Below are 18,530 nucleotides of genomic sequence, written 5' to 3' on the forward strand. Positions count from 1 at the left end.
CAACGTTGGCGTAAGCCACAAATAAAAATTAAAACAAAAAATGGCACAATTGAATTTTGGCGGTGTTATTGAGAATGTAATGACCCGCGAAGAATTTCCTTTGGAAAAAGCACGTGAGATTTTGAAAGATGAAACAATTGCAGTAATCGGTTATGGCGTACAAGGCCCGGGCCAGGCTTGCAACTTGCGTGATAACGGTTTCAATGTGATTGTAGGACAACGTCCGGGTAAGACATACGAAAAGGCTGTGGCTGACGGATGGGTACCGGGTGAGACTTTGTTCGGCATCGAAGAGGCTTGTCAGAAAGGTACTATCGTCATGTGTCTGTTGTCTGACGCAGCTGTAATGTCTGTATGGCCGACTATCAAACCTTATTTGACTCCCGGGAAGGCTCTTTACTTCTCTCATGGTTTTGCTATTACCTGGAACGACCGTACCGGCGTGGTTCCTCCTAAAGATATTGATGTTATTATGGTTGCTCCCAAAGGTTCCGGTACTTCACTTCGTACCATGTTCCTCGAAGGGCGTGGCTTGAACTCATCATATGCCGTCTATCAAGATGCTACGGGTAAGGCTTTTGACAAGACGATTGCACTGGGTATCGGTATCGGTTCGGGATATTTGTTCGAGACAACTTTCATCCGCGAAGCCACTTCCGACTTGACCGGTGAACGCGGTTCATTGATGGGTGCTATCCAGGGATTACTGTTGGCTCAGTATGAAGTATTGCGCGAAAACGGCCATACTCCTTCTGAAGCATTCAATGAAACAGTGGAAGAGTTGACTCAATCTTTGATGCCATTGTTTGCCAAGAACGGTATGGACTGGATGTATGCCAACTGTTCTACTACGGCACAGCGTGGTGCGCTGGATTGGATGACCCCGTTCCATGATGCCATCAAGCCGGTTGTACAGAAATTGTATGCAAGTGTGAAGTCGGGCAACGAAGCCCAGATTTCTATCGACAGTAACTCCAAACCCGATTATCGTGAGAAGCTGAATGCAGAATTGAAAGCCTTGCGTGAAAGCGAAATGTGGCAGACAGCTGTTACAGTTCGTAAACTTCGTCCGGAAAACAATTAATCAGCTTTATATAAATAGGTGAAATACCCTCTTCGGTGTTACCGGAGGGGGTATTTCTTTATTATTGATTCCCTATATTTTGAATAAACTCCAATAGCTTCCGGTAAAAACCGTGATGTTTCAGCGTCTCTGCCTCTCCCAATATCACCAGCTTCATACGTGCCCGGGTGATGGCTACATTCATTCTCCTTAAATCATTCAGGAATCCTATCTGTCCTTCTTCGTTGGCACGGACAAGGCTGATGAAGATAACATCGCGCTCTTGCCCTTGGAAGCCATCCACCGTATTTACAGTGAACAAGCTGCGATAAGGCTTGAGTGAAGCGTCTGCCTTTATCTTGTTGCGGAGATATTGCACTTGTGCCTTGTAAGGGGAGATGATGCCGAAGTCTATTTTTTCTTCCAGAATGCGGCTGCCACCGATACGGTTGATGTAGATTTTCAGTTCTGATAGGAGCAGGTCCGCTTCCGCCTTATTAATGCGTCCGAAAGTCTCTCCCACAAATTCTTCTTTGAAATCCATTTCGGAGGTGTCAATCCAGTGGATAGGGGTATCCCAGTCCAGGATGCCCCGGTAACGCACTTCGGAAGCGGCTTCCAACTCGCCATTATAAAACCATTGGGAAGGAAATTTCATGATTTCCTCGTGCATGCGGTATTGCACTTTCAGCAAAGAGACAACGGCAGGTTTGTTGGACACCACTTTCTCCATCAATGTTCGTTCCAGACCTCCACGGGCGGCTTCGTGGCATTTTATGGTGGGCGGAAGTTGGCAGTGGTCACCCGCCAATACCACGCGGTCTGCTTTTCGGATAGCTATCCAGCAGGCAGCTTCTAAGGCCTGGGCTGCTTCATCAATGAAAAGGGTGCCGAAACGGCGTCCGTTCAGCAGCCGGTGATTGCTGCTTACTAGCGTGGAGGCTATGACATGTGCCCCATCAAAAAGCTCTGCATTGATTTGTATTTCCAATGCGGTGGCGCGGTCGCGCAGGCGGCTCATACGGCTGCGTACTCCTTCGCGTTCGTCATAGCTGCCACGGCGGGCACGGCTGCCCAGTTCACGGAGATTTTTCCGGATGCTCCACAGCTCCGGATAAAGCGGATGGTTCTCGAAACGACGCTCGTAGGTAAAGGAAAGCATCTTGTCGTTGACACGGGTCGGATTGCCGATACGCAGGACATTGACGCCACGGTCCACAAGTTTTTCCGAAATCCAGTCGACGGCAGTATTGCTTTGGGCACATACCAGTACCTGCGGTTCCCGATGCAGGGTTTCGTAGATGGCTTCCACTAAGGTGGTCGTTTTTCCGGTTCCCGGAGGACCATGTACAATGGCCACGTCGCGGGCACACAGCACTTTGTTTACAGCTGTCTCCTGCGTGGAGTTCAGCCAGGGAAACCGTACGGGGTAGAGCTCTCGGAAACCGGCTTTCGAGGTTCCCAGCAATATGTCCCGCAATTCGGCCAGGCGGTTGCCTTTGGAGCGTAACGTATCTTCCAAGGCTTCGAACATGGTCCGATAGGATGTTTCGTCGAAATAAAGTTGCACGCCGAGGTTGTCCGTTTCCTGCACTTCCATCACGGCACCGGCTCCGGGCATTATCGCTACCATCCGTGTCTCGTCGGCATAGCTTACGGTAGCGGTGAAGTTCATATAGGTTATTTTTCCATCGGCAGACTGGCGGAAAAAACATACGGGACGGCCGAACTCAAAATTATGTTCTATATCGGTATTTTCTGTGTGTGTAATTTCTATTACTAATTGATTCAGTGAATTATAGTAACTTCGTCCCGGAGTGGCAGGATACCAGCAAAGTCCCCGTTTCACTTTCCGGGCAATCCCCATGTTTTCGGTTTGGCGTTTGAATTCCTCTTTTTCGTATTCGTATTCCATGCGCAGCAAAAGTTGCTGCTGTTGGAGGTGAATAATAGGACTATTTGAATCTTGTTCCTTCATGGTTGCAAAGGTAATCATTCTTCGCTTCCGACGGAAAAAATGCTTTATTTTGTTAAACTATTCAGCCTTTTTATTTGTTTATGATATTAATTTGTAATCTTTACAATAATGAAAAACTAAAAAATAGTGGTTATGGTATATGATTTAACGATGCTCAAAACGTTTTATGCCGCTTATTCGGAGAAGATAGAACGCGTACGGAACGTACTGCGGCGTCCGATGACTTTAGCGGAGAAAATTTTGTATGCTCATTTGTATGATGGGGATAAAGTGAAGAACTACAGACGGGGAGAAGACTATGTGAATTTCCGTCCCGACCGTGTGGCCATGCAGGATGCAACGGCTCAAATGGCCTTATTGCAATTTATGAATGCAGGCCGTGAGCAGGTTGCCGTGCCTTCCACTGTGCATTGTGACCATTTGATTCAAGCATATAAAGGTGCAAAAGAAGATGTTGCGACTGCTACGAAGACCAACGAGGAGGTCTATAATTTTCTCCGTGATGTTTCTTCCCGCTATGGTATAGGTTTTTGGCAGCCGGGGGCAGGCATTATTCACCAGGTGGTATTGGAGAACTACGCATTTCCGGGTGGAATGATGGTAGGCACGGACTCTCATACGCCCAATGCCGGAGGTTTGGGCATGGTGGCCATTGGTGTGGGTGGTGCCGATGCGGTGGATGTGATGACCGGCATGGAATGGGAACTGAAAATGCCGCGTCTGATAGGCGTACACTTGAAGGGTAAATTGAGTGGCTGGGTAGCTCCCAAAGACGTTATTCTGAAGTTGGCGGGTATTCTTACTGTAAAAGGGGGAACCAATGCCATCATTGAATATTTTGGACCGGGAACCGCTTCATTGTCTGCCACTGGAAAGGCTACCATCTGCAATATGGGGGCAGAGGTGGGGGCGACTACCTCCCTTTTCCCTTACGATGAGCGCATGGGTACTTATTTGAAGGCTACCGGACGTGAAGAAGTGGCAAAAATGGCTGCTTCCGTAGCTGTCGACCTTCGCGCCGACGACGAAGTGCTGGCAAATCCGGAAAAATATTACGACCGCATCATTGAAATAGACCTCTCGCTGTTGGAACCGTATATCAACGGGCCCTTTACGCCGGATGCAGCAACACCGATATCGAAATTTGCCGAGGTAGTGATAACCAATAACTATCCCCGCCGGATGGAAGTCGGCCTGATAGGGTCGTGCACCAATTCGTCCTATCAGGATTTGAGCCGTGCGGCCTCCCTTGCCCGGCAGGTAAAGGAAAAGAATTTGAAGGTTGCTTCCCCGCTGATTGTCAATCCCGGCTCGGAGCAGATACGTGCTACTGCTGAACGCGACGGCATGATTGCCGCTTTCGAAGATATTGGCGCAACGATAATGGCGAATGCCTGCGGACCTTGTATTGGCCAGTGGAAGCGCCATACTGATGACCCCGAACGCAAAAATTCCATCGTCACCTCTTTTAACCGTAATTTTGCCAAACGTGCCGACGGCAATCCCAATACTTTTGCTTATGTGGCTTCTCCCGAAATTACCATGGCGCTGACCATTGCAGGCGACCTCTGTTTCGACCCCTTGCGGGATACGCTGGTCAATGCCAAAGGAGAGGTTGTGAAACTGTCCGAACCAGTCGGTGAGGAATTGCCGGCACACGGATTCATCGGAGGACAAAAAGGATATATTGCTCCAAACAAGGGACAGACGGAAATTACGGTCAATCCTCATTCACAGCGCTTGCAACTGCTGACTCCCTTCCCTGCCTGGGATGGCATGGACTTGCTGAATATGCCTTTATTGATTAAAGTGCAAGGGAAATGTACCACCGACCACATCTCTATGGCGGGGCCATGGCTCCGTTTCCGGGGACATTTGGAGAATATTTCGGACAATATGCTGATGGGGGCTGTCAATGCTTTCAATGGAGAGACGAACAAGGTTTGGAACCGCTCCACCAATACCTATGGAACAGTGTCAGGCACTGCGAAGCTGTATAAATCAGAAGGCATCCCTTCCATTGTCGTTGCCGAAGAGAATTATGGTGAAGGTTCCAGCCGTGAGCATGCTGCCATGGAACCACGCTTCCTGAATGTACGCGCCATTTTGGCGAAAAGCTTTGCCCGTATCCATGAGACGAATTTAAAGAAACAAGGCATGTTGGCGCTGACCTTTACGGATAAGGCCGATTATGACAAGATTCGGGAACGCGACCTGATTTCTGTCATGGGGTTGAAAGATTTTGCTTCGGGACGTACGTTGAAGGTGGTTCTTCATCACGAGGACGGGAGTAAAGAAAGTTTTGAAGTACAACATACGTATAACGAACAGCAGATAGCCTGGTTCCGGGCCGGTTCTGCACTTAATGCAAGATAGAATATGGAAAAAATTACTGTACCTTTTATTACCGGCGATGGAGTGGGAGCAGAAGTGACCCCATCCATGCAGGCTGTCGTGAATGCCGCTGTCAAGAAATCCTATGGTGACCGGCGTGGCATTGAATGGAAAGAAGTGCTGGCAGGAGAACGTGCTTTCCACGAAACCGGCTCCTGGTTGCCGGACGAAACCATGGAAGCCTTCCGCACCTATAAGGTGGGCATCAAAGGTCCTTTGACAACTCCCGTCGGTGGAGGTATCCGTTCTTTGAACGTAGCCTTGCGTCAGACGCTCGATTTGTATGTCTGCCAACGTCCGGTACGTTGGTATAAGGGCATTGTTTCTCCACTCAAAGAGCCACAGAAGGTGGATATGTGCGTATTCCGTGAGAATACCGAGGATATTTATGCAGGCATCGAATGGGAAGCCGGAACTCCGGAGGCTGAAAAGTTCTATCGTTTTCTCCGTGATGACATGGGGGTGACAAAAGTCCGTTTTCCCGAAACCTCCTCGTTTGGCGTGAAGCCCGTTTCAAGAGAAGGAACAGAGCGCTTGGTGCGTGCCGCCTGCCAATACGCCCTTGAGCATCATCTGCCTTCCGTGACCTTGGTACACAAAGGAAACATCATGAAATTTACGGAAGGCGGCTTCAAGAAGTGGGGGTACGAACTGGCAGAACGTGAGTTTGGTAAAGAACTGGCAGAAGGGCGTCTGGTCATCAAGGACTGCATTGCCGATGCATTCTTGCAGAACACGTTGCTTATCCCCGAAGAATATTCCGTGATTGCCACGTTGAATCTGAACGGCGATTATGTGTCCGACCAACTGGCTGCCATGGTAGGCGGCATCGGCATTGCACCGGGTGCGAATATCAACTATAAAACGGGGCATGCCATTTTTGAGGCTACTCACGGGACGGCTCCGAACATTGCCGGGAAAGACATTGTGAATCCCTGTTCCATCATCCTTTCCGCTGTGATGATGCTTGAATATCTGGGTTGGAAGGAAGCAGCCTCTCTTATAGAGAACGCCTTGGAGCAAAGTTTCACAGAAGCCCGTGCTACTGCCGACTTGGCCCGTTTTATGCCGGGTGGCGTCTCGCTGTCCACTTCGGCTTTCACCCGGGAGATTGTAAGGAGAATAGAAAATGGGAATAACGAATAAAACGAAACGATTATGAAGAAGGAGTATCTGATTTACAAGCTTTCCGAAGATTTGAAGGAAGCTACCCGGATTGAGAATGAACTGTTCAGGAAGTTTGATGTGAAGCGCGGTTTGCGTAATGAGGACGGCACGGGAGTCTTGGTGGGGTTGACCAAAATAGGCAATGTGGTCGGCTATGAACGCATCCCCGGTGGAGGGCTGAAGCCTATTCCCGGCAAATTGTTCTACCGCGGTTATGATGTGGATGACTTGGCACACGCCATCATCAAAGAGAAGCGTTTCGGTTTTGAGGAAATTGCCTACTTGTTGCTTTCCGGTCGCCTGCCCGACAAGGAAGAACTCTCTTCTTTCCGTGAACTCATCAACGACAACATGCCGCTGGAGCAGAAGACCAAGATGAATATCATTGAACTCGAAGGAAACAACATTATGAACATCCTGGCGCGCAGCGTGCTCGAGATGTATCGTTTTGACCCTGATGCAGATGACACTTCCCGCGATAATCTGATGCGGCAGAGCATTGAGCTTATTTCGAAATTCCCGACCATCATTGCGTATGCCTATAACATGCTTCGCCATGCCACCCATGGCCGTTCACTGCATATCCGCCATCCGCAGGAAAACCTTTCCATTGCCGAGAATTTCCTCTATATGCTGAAGAAGGACTACACGGAGCTGGATGCCCGCACGCTCGACCTGCTGCTGGTTCTTCAGGCCGAGCACGGTGGTGGTAACAACTCCACTTTTACCGTACGTGTCACTTCTTCTACCGGGACGGATACTTACTCTTCGATAGCGGCAGGTATCGGTTCCTTGAAAGGGCCGCTTCATGGAGGTGCCAATATCCAGGTTGCCGATATGTTCCACCATCTGCAGGAAAACATTCAGGACTGGACGAATGTGGATGAGATTGATACTTACTTCACCCGCATGCTCAACAAGGAAGCCTATAACAAGACCGGCTTGATATATGGTATCGGACATGCCGTCTATACCATTTCCGACCCGCGCGCCATTCTGCTGAAAGAGCTTGCCCGCGACCTTGCCCGCGAAAAAGGGAAAGAACGCGAGTTCGCTTTCCTTGAACTGCTCGAGGAGCGCGCCATTGATGTGTTTGGCCGTGTGAAGAATAATGGCAAGACGGTTTCGAGTAATGTGGATTTCTATTCGGGCTTTGTCTACGAGATGATTGGGCTGCCGCAGGAAATCTTCACGCCTTTGTTTGCCATGGCACGTATTGTCGGTTGGTGTGCACATCGCAATGAAGAATTGAACTTTGAAGGTAAGCGTATTATCCGTCCTGCCTATAAGAATGTTTTGGATGAGGTGGCTTATGTGCCCATTAAGAAACGGTAAGGATTAGACTTGTATCTTTTAAATCGTTCCATCACGGGGAAAAAATCGTTCCACCATGGTGGAACGATTTTTTCTCCATGGTGGAATGAAATTTACTCCATGATGGAACGATTAGATTTTCGTATCTCTACTGCTTAATCTTCTCAGTAAAAAACACTGGTTTTTGTATGAAAAAACAATTATCCGGGGAAAACGATTTGTTTGTTGTGAGTTTTCTTTATCTTTGCTTCGCATAAATAAAGAACTATGAATCAGGAAACTTTTCAGATATTTCTGTGGGTAATGAGTGCTGTGGCATTGGTTGTCTTTATTGCGCTCTATTTTGTCAAAGCGGGTTATGGCATGTTCCGTACTGCCTCGTGGGGAATCTCCATCAATAATAAACTGGCGTGGGTGCTTATGGAAGCGCCGGTATTCATCGTCATGTTTGGGTTGTGGGGGAAGAGTGGAGCGGGATTTGCCGTGCCGGTATATTTCTTTTTCCTGCTGTTTCAGTTGCACTATCTTCAGCGGGCCTTTATTTTTCCGTTCCTGCTGAAAGGTAAAAGCCGGATGCCGGTAGCTATTATGGCGATGGGTATCGTCTTCAACCTTTTGAACGGGATGATGCAGGCGGGCGGTTTGTTCTATTTTGCTCCCGAAGGCTTGTATGCCGATGGCTGGGCCTATTTGCTGAAACCTCATGCCTTGTTGGGAATCATTCTGTTTTTTGCGGGTATGTTCGTCAATTTGCATTCCGACTATGTGATACGTCATCTGCGCAGGCCGGGTGATACGAAGCATTATCTTCCCGGAAAAGGGCTTTACCGATACGTCACTTCTGCCAATTACTTCGGTGAGCTGGTGGAATGGACGGGGTTTGCCATACTCACAGCTTCTCCCGCCGCCTGGGTGTTCGTTTGGTGGACGTTTGCCAACCTTGTTCCCCGTGCCGATGCCATTCACCGCCGTTATCGGGAGGAGTTTGGCGATGAGGCGGTAGGAAAGCGCAAACGCATCATTCCATTTCTTTATTAATGGAAAATGGAAAGTTGAAAATGGAAAATGAATAATTCATAACTTATAATTCATAACTCATAACTCATAACTCATAACGATGGAATCCAAGTTATTCACACCCGTCACTTTCGGACCGTTGACCTTGCGTAACCGTACCATCCGTTCGGCTGCTTTCGAGAGCATGTGTCCCGGAAACGCTCCGTCGGACATGTTGCTCGACTATCATCGGTCGGTAGCGGCGGGAGGTATAGGTATGACTACTGTTGCTTATGCGGCAGTTACTCAGAGCGGCCTGTCTTTTGACCGCCAGTTGTGGATGCGTCCCGAGATTATCCCCGGACTCCGTAGGCTGACTGATGCCATACATGCGGAGGGGGCTGCGGCAGGCATCCAGTTGGGACACTGTGGCAATATGTCCCATAAGAGCATTTGCGGTTGTATGCCCGTCGGCGCATCTTCCGGTTTCAATCTTTACTCTCCTACCTTTGTGCGCGGACTGCGTGCCGATGAGCTGCCGGAGATGGCGCGTGCTTATGGGCGTTCGGTGAATCTGGCACGGGAGGCCGGATTTGATTCTGTAGAGATTCATGCAGGGCATGGCTATCTCATCAGCCAGTTCTTGTCCCCGTCCACCAACCATCGGAAAGACGAGTTCGGAGGCTCGTTGCAGAACCGTATGCGGTTTATGGATATGGTGATGGAAGAAGTGATGAAGGCTGCCGGCAGTGATATGGCTGTGCTGGTGAAGATGAACATGCGCGACGGTTTCCGTGGAGGGATGGAGCTGGACGAGACGATGCAGGTGGCGCGCAGGCTGGAGCAGTCGGGAGCACATGCGCTGGTCTTGAGCGGTGGGTTCGTCAGTAAGGCGCCGATGTATGTCATGCGGGGCGAAATGCCTATCCGCAGCATGACGCATTACATGACCTGCTGGTGGTTGAAATACGGTGTACGCATGGTAGGCAAATGGATGATACCGAGCGTACCGTTTAAGGAAGCTTATTTCCTGGAAGATGCCTTGAAATTCCGTGCCGCCTTGAAGATACCGTTGGTTTATGTGGGTGGCCTGGTTTCCAGGGACAAGATAGATGAGGTGCTGGATGACGGCTTCGAGGCTGTGCAAATGGCACGCGCTCTGCTCAATGAGCCGGGGTTTGTCAACCGCATGCGTGCCGAAGAGAATGCACGTTGCAACTGCCGGCATAGTAATTATTGCATTGCCCGGATGTATTCCATCGAGATGGCATGCCATCAGCATTTGAAGGAGGAGCTTCCACCTTGTCTGAAAAGGGAGATAGAGAAAATCGAAGCGAAAGGCTGATTTTTAGTTTTTAATTTTCAATTTTTAATTATTAAAGTGAATTTAGCTGTTATAACCGGGGCAGACGGTGGCATGGGCATGGAAATTACCCGCGCAGTGGCAACTGCCGGCTATCAGGTCATCATGGCATGCCGTGACCCCCAAGCTGCCGAACCCAAGCGGCAACTACTGATGCGTGAAACCGGTAATCCGCGTATTGAGACTGCTCCCATTGATTTGGCATCTCTGGCTTCAGTGGCCGCATTTGCAGAGCATCTGTTGAAGCGGGGAGAGCCGTTGGCGTTGCTGATGAACAATGCCGGAACCATGGAAACGGAACGCCGCATTACCGAAGACGGACTGGAACGGACGGTGAGTGTCAATTATGTAGGCCCTTACCTGCTGACCCGCAAGCTGCTACCATTGATGGGAGAGGGGAGCCGTATTGTGAATATGGTATCTTGTACGTATGCCATCGGTCATCTTGACTTTCCGGATTTTTTCCTCCGGGGAAGGAAGGGTGGCTTTTGGCGCATTCCTATATATAGCAACACGAAGCTGGCATTGACTCTGTTCACCATCGACTTGGCCAGTCGCGTCAAACACAAAGGTATTGTTGTGAATGCGGCCGACCCGGGGATTGTGTCTACCAATATCATCACCATGCATATGTGGTTTGACCCGCTGACAGATATACTTTTCAGGCCTTTTATCCGTACTCCCCGTAAGGGAGCTGCAACGGCTGTCGGCTTATTGCTGGATGAGGATGCCGGTAAACGTACGGGGACATTGAATGCCAGTTGCCGTCCCAAGTCTCTTTCGGAGAAGTACACCCGGCATGTACAGATGGAAGAACTGTGGGAGAGGACGGAAAGTATAGTGAAAAAATGGTTGTAAAAAACAGAGAAGGCGCATATGTCGCCTTCTCTGTTTATGGGGTATCTGAACTGTCTGTCATTAGATAGACAGTTCTCTCAATACATTTACAAGGTCTTTCTTGATGGGTTTGTCATTCTTGATGGCCTTCGTGAAGGGAACGTATACCACTTCATCGTGGTCAATGCCTATCATGACATTGCGCTGTCCTTCCATGATGGCGTCGATGGCGGCTGCGCCCAGACGGCTGGCAAGGATACGGTCGTGTGCCGTAGGGCTACCACCGCGTTGCAAGTGACCGAGGATGGTTACGCGTACGTCATATTGGGGGTATTCGTTCTTTACACGCTCTGCATAGTGCATTGCACCGCCGGTCAGTTCACTCTCGGCTACCAGTACGATACTGCTGTTCTTGGATTTCCGGAAACCGTTCTTGATGAATTCTTCCAGTTGGTCCACTTCCGTACTGAATTCCGGGATAATGGCTGCTTCTGCTCCGGAGGCGATGGCGCCGTTCAGAGCGAGGAAACCGGCATCGCGTCCCATGACTTCTACGAAAAACAAGCGCTCATGGGAAGTGGCTGTATCACGGATTTTGTCCACAGCATCCAGGATCGTGTTCAGCGCGGTGTCGTAGCCGATAGTGGTATCTGTTCCATAAAGGTCATTGTCGATAGTTCCCGGCAGCCCGATACAAGGCACGTCAAACTCTTGTGCAAAGATACGAGCACCGGTCAGCGAACCGTCGCCTCCGATAATCACTAAGGCGTCAATGCCTTCTTTCTTCATGTTGTCGTAAGCAATCTGGCGGCCCTCGGGAGTCGTGAACTCTTTGCAGCGGGCTGTCTTCAGGATTGTACCACCCAGCTGGATGATGTTGCTGACATTCTGGCTTTTGAATTCTTTGATTTCGCCGGTTACCAGACCTTTGTAACCTCTATATATACCTTTAACTGAAAGTCCGTTGTAAATAGCCGAACGTGTCACGGCACGTATGGCTGCGTTCATTCCCGGAGCATCACCTCCTGATGTCAAGATACCAATGCACTTAACTGTTCCCATAACAATCTTTTTGTTTAGTATTAATAATCATGATGAAAAATAGATTTGGACTATTTTTTCATGCCGCAAAGATAGTAAAAAGCTGAGGCGGTGACTAATAAATTACGTTAATTTGCTGTTCCAAAAGGATGACAAACTGTTATTTAAGTTTTGACTTTATGGCTTCTGAAATTTCTTCCATCAGCCATTTGGGGGTGGAAGTGGCTCCGCAGACACCGATGGAATTGGCACCGGCTAACAGAGAACTATCTATTTCTTCGGCACTGTCTATCAAATGTGAATTGGCATTGACTTTTTTACACTCACTGAACAGCATCTTGCCGTTAGAGCTTTTTTTGCCGCTGACAAAGAATATTAAATCATGGGAAGCTGCAAATTTCCGGATATTAGGTATCCGGTTTGCTACTTGTCGGCAGATAGTGTCATAGGACTCGAAAGTGACTTTCGGTGAGATATGTCCCTCTATGTATTTCACAATGTTTTGAAATCCGTCCAGAGACTTTGTGGTCTGGGAGTAGAGACGGATGTCTTTGCTGAAATCCAGTTTCCTTGCCTCTTCCTGCTTTTCGATGACGATGGCCTTTCCGGTGGTTTGTCCTACCAGACCCAGTACTTCGGCGTGTCCATTTTTGCCATAGATGACAATTTGCTTGTCGCGGTTGTCTTCCTGGACGTACTCTTGCTTAATCTTCTTTTGCAGGCGGAGTACGACCGGGCAGGTTGCGTCAATGATTTCTATATTGTTGCGGCGGGCAATGTCATAAGTTTCAGGGGGCTCTCCATGAGCACGCAGCAGCACTTTGGCGTTGTGGAGGTGGTTGAATTCCTCATGGTTGATGGTAATCAGCCCCATTGCCTTCAGGCGTTCCACTTCACGGCTGTTGTGCACGATGTCTCCCAGACAATAGAGGGTTCCTCCTTTCGCCAGTTCCTCTTCTGCCTTGTTTATTGCGGTGACAACTCCGAAACAGAAGCCGGAGCCTTCGTCTATTTCTACTTTTGCCATATCCGGTTCAGTTCTTCTCCTTTATAACCCGTTCGAATTGTTCCGCCAGCCATTCCTTTTGTTGGGAAATGCTCAGGTGGCTGTTGTCCAACAATAAAGCGTCAGAAGCTTTGCGCAGCGGACTTACATCCCGGTTTTGGTCAATATAGTCCCGTTGTTTCACATTTTCCAGAATTTCGTCAAAGCTGGCTTCTTCCCCTTTGGCCTTTAGTTCGTCATAGCGGCGTTGTGCCCGTATCTCGGGGGTGGCGGTTACAAAAATTTTCAGCTCGGCATCCGGAAAAACGGTAGTGCCGATGTCGCGCCCATCCATAACGATACCCTTGGCCTTGCCCATCTCTTGTTGCTGTGCTACCATAGCTTCGCGTACGAAATCCAATGTTGCAATGGGGCTGACACGTGAAGATACTTCCATGGTACGGATTTTGTTTTCTACATTTACTCCGTTCAGGTAGGTATCTGGGCGTCCGGTTTCGGGGTTCAGGCGGAAAGAAATATGTATATCCTTTATTAGACTTTTCAGTTTTTCGGCATCTATGCGGTCACCCTGGAAAATACCATTCTCTATACTATATAATGTTACTGCCCGATACATGGCACCACTATCTATATATATGTAACCGATTTCGCGGGCGAGGTCTTTGGCCATAGTGCTTTTCCCGCAAGAGGAAAAACCGTCGATTGCTATTGTTATCTTTTTCATGACTTTTATGCTATAGTTATATAGGTATAACACCTGCAAAACAGAAAATTTCAATATTTCATTTAAAATTCTTGCCAAAGATACGGTATTTTTAAAATATCTCGTTACATTTGTGGCACAAAAGCACATGGAGGTTTTTGAAGGATTAAAAAAATGAAAATGGAGCGCCTATTGTGTAAAAAAAAACAGCAGAGCGTGAACATTCTTGGGAAAAGTGCTATATTTGCCCCAAATGAGAAACACTAAAATTATATTATAAATTATGGAAATTAAGAAATCACCTAAGGCAGACCTGGAGAGTAAGAAGTCGACTTGGCTGCTTGTCGGTTATGTAATCGTGCTCGCTTTCATGTTTGTTGCGTTCGAGTGGACAAAGCGTGACATCAAGATTGACACGAGCCAGGCTATTACCGACGTATTTTTTGAAGAGGAAATCATCCCTATTACAGAACAGCCGGAGCAGGTTACTCCTCCGCCTCCCGAAGCCCCTTCAATTGCAGAGACGTTGACTATCGTTGAAGACGATGCTGACGTGGAAGAAACGGCCATTGTATCTTCTGAAGAATTGAACCAGGCAGTGGAAATCAAATATGTTCCCGTAGCAGTGGAAGAGGAAGAACCGGAAGAACAGACTATTTTCGAGGTGGTAGAACAGATGCCTGAGTTCCCGAATGGTGGTATGGCTGGTTTGATGCAGTATTTGAGCAAGAATATTAAATATCCTACTATTGCACAGGAAAACGGAACTCAAGGCCGTGTAACTGTACAGTTCGTGGTTAATAAGGACGGTAGTATCGTAGATGCTAAAGTTCTGAGAGGCGTTGACCCGTATTTGGACAAAGAAGCTGTCCGCGTGATTATGGGCATGCCGAAGTGGAAACCCGGTATGCAGCGTGGTAAACCCGTTCGTGTTAAGTATACCGTGCCTGTAATGTTTAGATTGCAGTAATAAAATATCTATAAGTGGGAGAGGCTGCCGGAATGCAGCCTCTTTTCATTATCCGCTATTCCCTAAATTCTGAAAATGCCATGTTTACAGCTTCCGAGCTTTTAGAAAGAATAAATTCTCATATTGCAGAATTGCAGTTTACCCGTACTCCTCAAGGTTTATATGCTCCCGTTACCTATGTGTTGTCCATGGGCGGAAAAAGAATCCGTCCGGTATTGATGTTGATGGCCTACAATCTGTATCAGGAGGATATTACCCGTATTTTTAACCCTGCAACGGGGATTGAAGTGTATCATAATTATACTCTTTTGCATGACGACTTGATGGACCGTGCAGACCGTCGCCGTGGTAAGGAGACGGTACATAAAGTTTGGGATGACAATGCTGCCATCCTTTCGGGGGATGCAATGCTTGTATTAGCTTATCAGTTTATGGCTCAATGCCCGGTTGAACACCTGAAAGAGGTGATGGATATATTTAGCCTGACTGCACTGGAAATCTGTGAAGGACAGCAGCTGGATATGGAGTTTGAACATCGGAAGGATGTGAAGGCAGAGGAGTATCTGGAAATGATTCGTCTGAAAACTTCGGTATTGTTGGCTGCAAGCTTGAAGATTGGCGCTCTTTTGGGAGGGGCTTCTTCTGAAGATGCGGAGCAGTTGTATGATTTTGGCATGAACTTGGGTGTCGCTTTTCAGTTGAAAGATGATTTCCTGGATGTTTATGGCGATGCTGCCGTCTTTGGAAAGAATATTGGAGGTGATATTCTGTGCAATAAAAAGACCTACATGCTGATAAAGGCTTTTGAACATGCGGATGAGGAGCAGTTGACCCGCTTGAATGCTTGGGTGGATGCTGTTGCATTCAACCCGGAGGAGAAAGTTGCTGCGGTGACGGAACTGTATAACCGGATTGGCGTCAAGGAACTGTGTGAGAAAAAGATGGAAGAGTATTGTGAACGCGCAATGGAAAGTCTGTTGGCGGTGAAGGTGGCAGATGAAAAGAAAGAGGAATTGAAGAACCTGATGGCTAACCTGATGCATCGGGAAGTATAACTTTAAATCCGGGAGAAAATGCCTTATAGAAGATTGCCTAATACAGATCAAGCGAGAATACGGGCGCTGAAAGCAGTGGTCGTCAAGGGTGATATATGTAATGTGTATGATTTGGCCGTATCTTTGAAGGCGTTGACTGATGCGCGGAATTTTCTTACAAAGTTTGAAGCTGCGCAAGCTTATTATGCCGACTGTTTTGAGCGGCAGGCTCGGGCGGGACGTAAGCATCAGGCTAATGTAAAGACTGCCCGTCTGTATATTTCTCATTTTATCCAGGTGTTGAATTTAGCTGTCATCCGTTCTGAAGTGCGTATTGCTCATAAGGAATATTACGGTTTGGACACAAGCAACAATAATGTGCCTGATTTATCGACAGAGCCTGCCTTGGCAGAGTGGGGGCGTAAAATCGTGGATGGGGAAAACAAACGTATATCCCAGGGAGGAATTCCCATTTATAACCCTACGATTGCAAAAGTGAGGGTGCATTATGATATTTTCATGGATAGTTATGAGAAGCAAAAGAATCTTCAATCTTTGACAGCCCGCAGTTTGGACACCTTGGCTTCGATGCGTGCAGAGGCGGATGGTTTGATTTTGGATATATGGAACCAGGTTGAAAAGAAATTCGAGGAGGTCACTCCCAATGAGAAACGTTTGGATTTATGCCGTGATTATGGAATAATCTATTATTACCGTACCGGTGAGAAACGCAAAGAGTAAGTTGAAGAATGAGATTGATTGATTCACATTCCCATCTTTTTTTAGAAGAGTTTGCAGAGGATTTGCCTCAAGTGATGGCTCGTGCCCGTGAGGCAGGAGTCACGCATATTTTTATGCCCAATATCGATAGTACCACCATAGGACCTATGCTTCGGGTGTGCCGTGAATATAAAGGGTATTGCTATCCGATGATTGGATTGCACCCTACCTCTGTGGGTGCGGATTATGAAAAGGAGTTGGAAATAGTGGCCCGGGAGCTGGCTTCACCGAATGAATTTGTTGCGGTTGGCGAGATTGGTATGGACTTGTATTGGGATAAGACTTTTCTTAGAGAGCAGCAAAGGGTGTTGGACAAGCAGATTGAGTGGGCTTTGGAATACGGTTTGCCGGTAGTGCTGCATTGTAGGGAAGCGTTTGACCATATATATAATGTGTTGAAACCCTATCAGCAGACTCCTTTGAAAGGAATTTTCCATAGTTTTACGGGAACCTCGGAAGAGGCCTGCAGGATTATGGAATTTGCGGATTTCATGATAGGAATAAATGGTGTGGTGACTTTCAAGAAATCAACTTTGCCCGAAGTCTTGAAGAATATTCCTTTGGAACGCATCGTGCTGGAAACCGATTCCCCTTATCTGACTCCGGTTCCCAATCGAGGCAAGAGGAACGAAAGCGCATATGTTAAGGATACTTTGGTAAAGGTGGCCGGAATCTATGGGAACTCTCCTGAAAAGGTGGCCCAGGTTACTTCTGATAACGCTTTAAAAGTGTTCGGAATGCTCAAATAAGCTCTTTAAGATTTTAAAGTTTATTAATTTTGAGATTTTATTTAATATAAAACGGGGAGAATGAGGCAGAACAACAAAAAAAAGAATACATTTGTAGCTGAAAACGCTGGTGGTTCGCATTTTTTTTGTAATTTGCACCCGATTTCAGAAAAGGCGTCTATTGGAGAGATGCTCGAGTGGTTGAAGAGGCACGCCTGGAAAGCGTGTATACCCCTAAAGGGTATCCGGGGTTCGAATCCCCGTCTCTCCGCAGTGTGATAAAATGGAGATAAAACAACAAATTATAATAAATAAATTAATTAATTAATCTTAAAAATTAGACACACAATGAAAAAGTTATTTGCAATTGTTGCTGTGATGGGAGTCTTAACATTTGGCTCAACTCAACTTGCTCAGGCTCAAGATGCTCCTGCAGCTGAACAAACTGAACAAGCAGCTGTAGCACCTGCTGCTGACGCTGCTGCTCCTGCCGCAATGGAAGCTGCAGAAGGTGGTATCCACAAAGAACTCAAAACTAAGTTTATTGAAGGTACTGCATCTTTCATGAGTTTGGTAGCTATCGCATTGGTTATCGGTCTTGCATTCTGTATTGAACGTATCATTTATTTGAGCTTGGCTGAAATCAACACAAAGAAGTTCTTGGCTGCTATTGAAGCTGCTTTGGAAAAAGGTGACGTTGAAGCTGCTAAAGACATCGCACGTAACACTAGAGGTCCTATCGCTTCTATCTACTATCAAGGTCTGATGAGAATTGACCAAGGTATCGACGTAGTAGAAAAGTCAGTAGTTTCTTACGGTGGTGTACAAGCTGGTTACCTGGAAAAAGGTTGCTCTTGGATTACACTGTTCATCGCTATGGCTCCGTCTTTGGGATTCTTGGGTACTGTAATCGGTATGGTGCAGGCATTTGATAAGATCCAGCAGGTAGGTGATATCTCTCCGACGGTTGTAGCAGGTGGTATGAAGGTTGCCTTGATTACAACTATCTTCGGTTTGATCGTTGCCTTGATTCTGCAGGTATTCTATAACTACATCCTGGCTAAGATTGAAGCTTTGACCAGCGAAATGGAAGATTCTTCTATCTCTCTGTTGGATATGGTTATCAAATATGACTTGAAATACAAAAAATAATTAA

Annotated in this window: 16 protein-coding genes and 1 tRNA gene; 13 read left to right on the forward strand and 4 right to left on the reverse strand. The window is 47.4% G+C overall.

Annotated features, from left to right (window positions below):
- The first annotated feature begins 40 nt into the window (after positions 1 to 40).
- Positions 41 to 1,084, forward strand: a complete 1,044-nt coding sequence (gene ilvC, locus DW947_RS05315; RefSeq protein ID WP_005833131.1) for a ketol-acid reductoisomerase — start codon at positions 41 to 43, stop codon at positions 1,082 to 1,084.
- Between the two features lie 61 nt (positions 1,085 to 1,145).
- Here the strand turns inward: ilvC and DW947_RS05320 are convergent, their stop codons facing one another.
- A complete protein-coding gene (locus tag DW947_RS05320; RefSeq protein ID WP_117963477.1) occupies positions 1,146 to 3,041 on the reverse strand; it encodes an AAA domain-containing protein in 1,896 nt (631 codons plus the stop codon).
- 132 nt (positions 3,042 to 3,173) lie between these two features.
- Here DW947_RS05320 and DW947_RS05325 point away from each other — a divergent pair, with 132 nt between their 5' ends.
- The 6 genes from DW947_RS05325 to DW947_RS05350 all read left to right on the forward strand — a co-directional run bounded on the left by DW947_RS05325 (position 3,174) and on the right by DW947_RS05350 (position 11,133).
- Positions 3,174 to 5,417, forward strand: coding sequence for an aconitate hydratase (locus tag DW947_RS05325; RefSeq protein WP_044468479.1), 2,244 nt, complete (start codon positions 3,174 to 3,176; stop codon positions 5,415 to 5,417).
- A 3-nt stretch (positions 5,418 to 5,420) separates the two neighbouring features.
- Positions 5,421 to 6,581: an NADP-dependent isocitrate dehydrogenase gene (gene icd / locus DW947_RS05330; RefSeq protein WP_117600023.1), complete on the forward strand. Its 1,161-nt coding sequence runs from the start codon at positions 5,421 to 5,423 to the stop codon at positions 6,579 to 6,581.
- 12 nt (positions 6,582 to 6,593) lie between these two features.
- Positions 6,594 to 7,937 (forward strand): citrate/2-methylcitrate synthase, encoded by a 1,344-nt coding sequence (locus DW947_RS05335; protein WP_009037962.1) that lies wholly within the window; start codon positions 6,594 to 6,596, stop codon positions 7,935 to 7,937.
- A gap of 246 nt (positions 7,938 to 8,183) precedes the next feature.
- On the forward strand, positions 8,184 to 8,954 hold the full coding sequence (locus tag DW947_RS05340) for a DUF1295 domain-containing protein (protein WP_005827144.1): 771 nt from the start codon (positions 8,184 to 8,186) through the stop codon (positions 8,952 to 8,954).
- Between the two features lie 79 nt (positions 8,955 to 9,033).
- Positions 9,034 to 10,257, forward strand: coding sequence for an NADH:flavin oxidoreductase (locus DW947_RS05345; RefSeq protein WP_008664036.1), 1,224 nt, complete (start codon positions 9,034 to 9,036; stop codon positions 10,255 to 10,257).
- A 36-nt stretch (positions 10,258 to 10,293) separates the two neighbouring features.
- Positions 10,294 to 11,133, forward strand: a complete 840-nt coding sequence (locus DW947_RS05350; protein ID WP_005827139.1) for an SDR family oxidoreductase — start codon at positions 10,294 to 10,296, stop codon at positions 11,131 to 11,133.
- Between the two features lie 60 nt (positions 11,134 to 11,193).
- On the opposite strand, the gene pfkA is transcribed toward DW947_RS05350, so the two are convergent.
- From pfkA to cmk, 3 genes are all read right to left on the reverse strand, one after another.
- Positions 11,194 to 12,174 carry a 6-phosphofructokinase gene (pfkA, locus tag DW947_RS05355; RefSeq protein ID WP_005827137.1) on the reverse strand — a complete coding sequence of 327 codons (981 nt, stop codon included), beginning with the start codon at positions 12,172 to 12,174 and terminating at the stop codon, positions 11,194 to 11,196.
- 139 nt (positions 12,175 to 12,313) lie between these two features.
- The gene (locus DW947_RS05360) at positions 12,314 to 13,180 is read right to left on the reverse strand and encodes a 4-hydroxy-3-methylbut-2-enyl diphosphate reductase (RefSeq protein WP_005827134.1); all 867 of its coding nucleotides are present in this window, start codon (positions 13,178 to 13,180) and stop codon (positions 12,314 to 12,316) included.
- A gap of 7 nt (positions 13,181 to 13,187) precedes the next feature.
- Complete coding sequence (gene cmk / locus DW947_RS05365) at positions 13,188 to 13,883, reverse strand: (d)CMP kinase (protein WP_034525522.1); 696 nt, start codon at positions 13,881 to 13,883, stop codon at positions 13,188 to 13,190.
- A 262-nt stretch (positions 13,884 to 14,145) separates the two neighbouring features.
- On the opposite strand from cmk, the gene DW947_RS05370 reads away from it, so the two are divergent.
- From DW947_RS05370 to DW947_RS05395, 6 genes are all read left to right on the forward strand, one after another.
- A complete protein-coding gene (locus DW947_RS05370; protein WP_005827130.1) occupies positions 14,146 to 14,832 on the forward strand; it encodes an energy transducer TonB in 687 nt (228 codons plus the stop codon).
- Positions 14,833 to 14,912: 80 nt separating this feature from the next.
- Positions 14,913 to 15,887, forward strand: a complete 975-nt coding sequence (locus tag DW947_RS05375) for a polyprenyl synthetase family protein (RefSeq protein ID WP_034525526.1) — start codon at positions 14,913 to 14,915, stop codon at positions 15,885 to 15,887.
- A gap of 18 nt (positions 15,888 to 15,905) precedes the next feature.
- Positions 15,906 to 16,607 (forward strand): hypothetical protein, encoded by a 702-nt coding sequence (locus tag DW947_RS05380; protein ID WP_005827126.1) that lies wholly within the window; start codon positions 15,906 to 15,908, stop codon positions 16,605 to 16,607.
- Positions 16,608 to 16,615: 8 nt separating this feature from the next.
- Positions 16,616 to 17,395, forward strand: a complete 780-nt coding sequence (locus DW947_RS05385; protein WP_005827124.1) for a TatD family hydrolase — start codon at positions 16,616 to 16,618, stop codon at positions 17,393 to 17,395.
- A gap of 162 nt (positions 17,396 to 17,557) precedes the next feature.
- Positions 17,558 to 17,645: transfer RNA gene (locus DW947_RS05390), tRNA-Ser, on the forward strand.
- Between the two features lie 77 nt (positions 17,646 to 17,722).
- Positions 17,723 to 18,526 (forward strand): MotA/TolQ/ExbB proton channel family protein, encoded by an 804-nt coding sequence (locus tag DW947_RS05395; RefSeq protein WP_009037966.1) that lies wholly within the window; start codon positions 17,723 to 17,725, stop codon positions 18,524 to 18,526.
- Positions 18,527 to 18,530 lie beyond the last annotated feature (4 nt).

It is taken from the genome of Bacteroides sp. AM44-19, from assembly GCF_003603395.1.
GTDB lineage: Bacteria > Bacteroidota > Bacteroidia > Bacteroidales > Bacteroidaceae > Bacteroides > Bacteroides uniformis.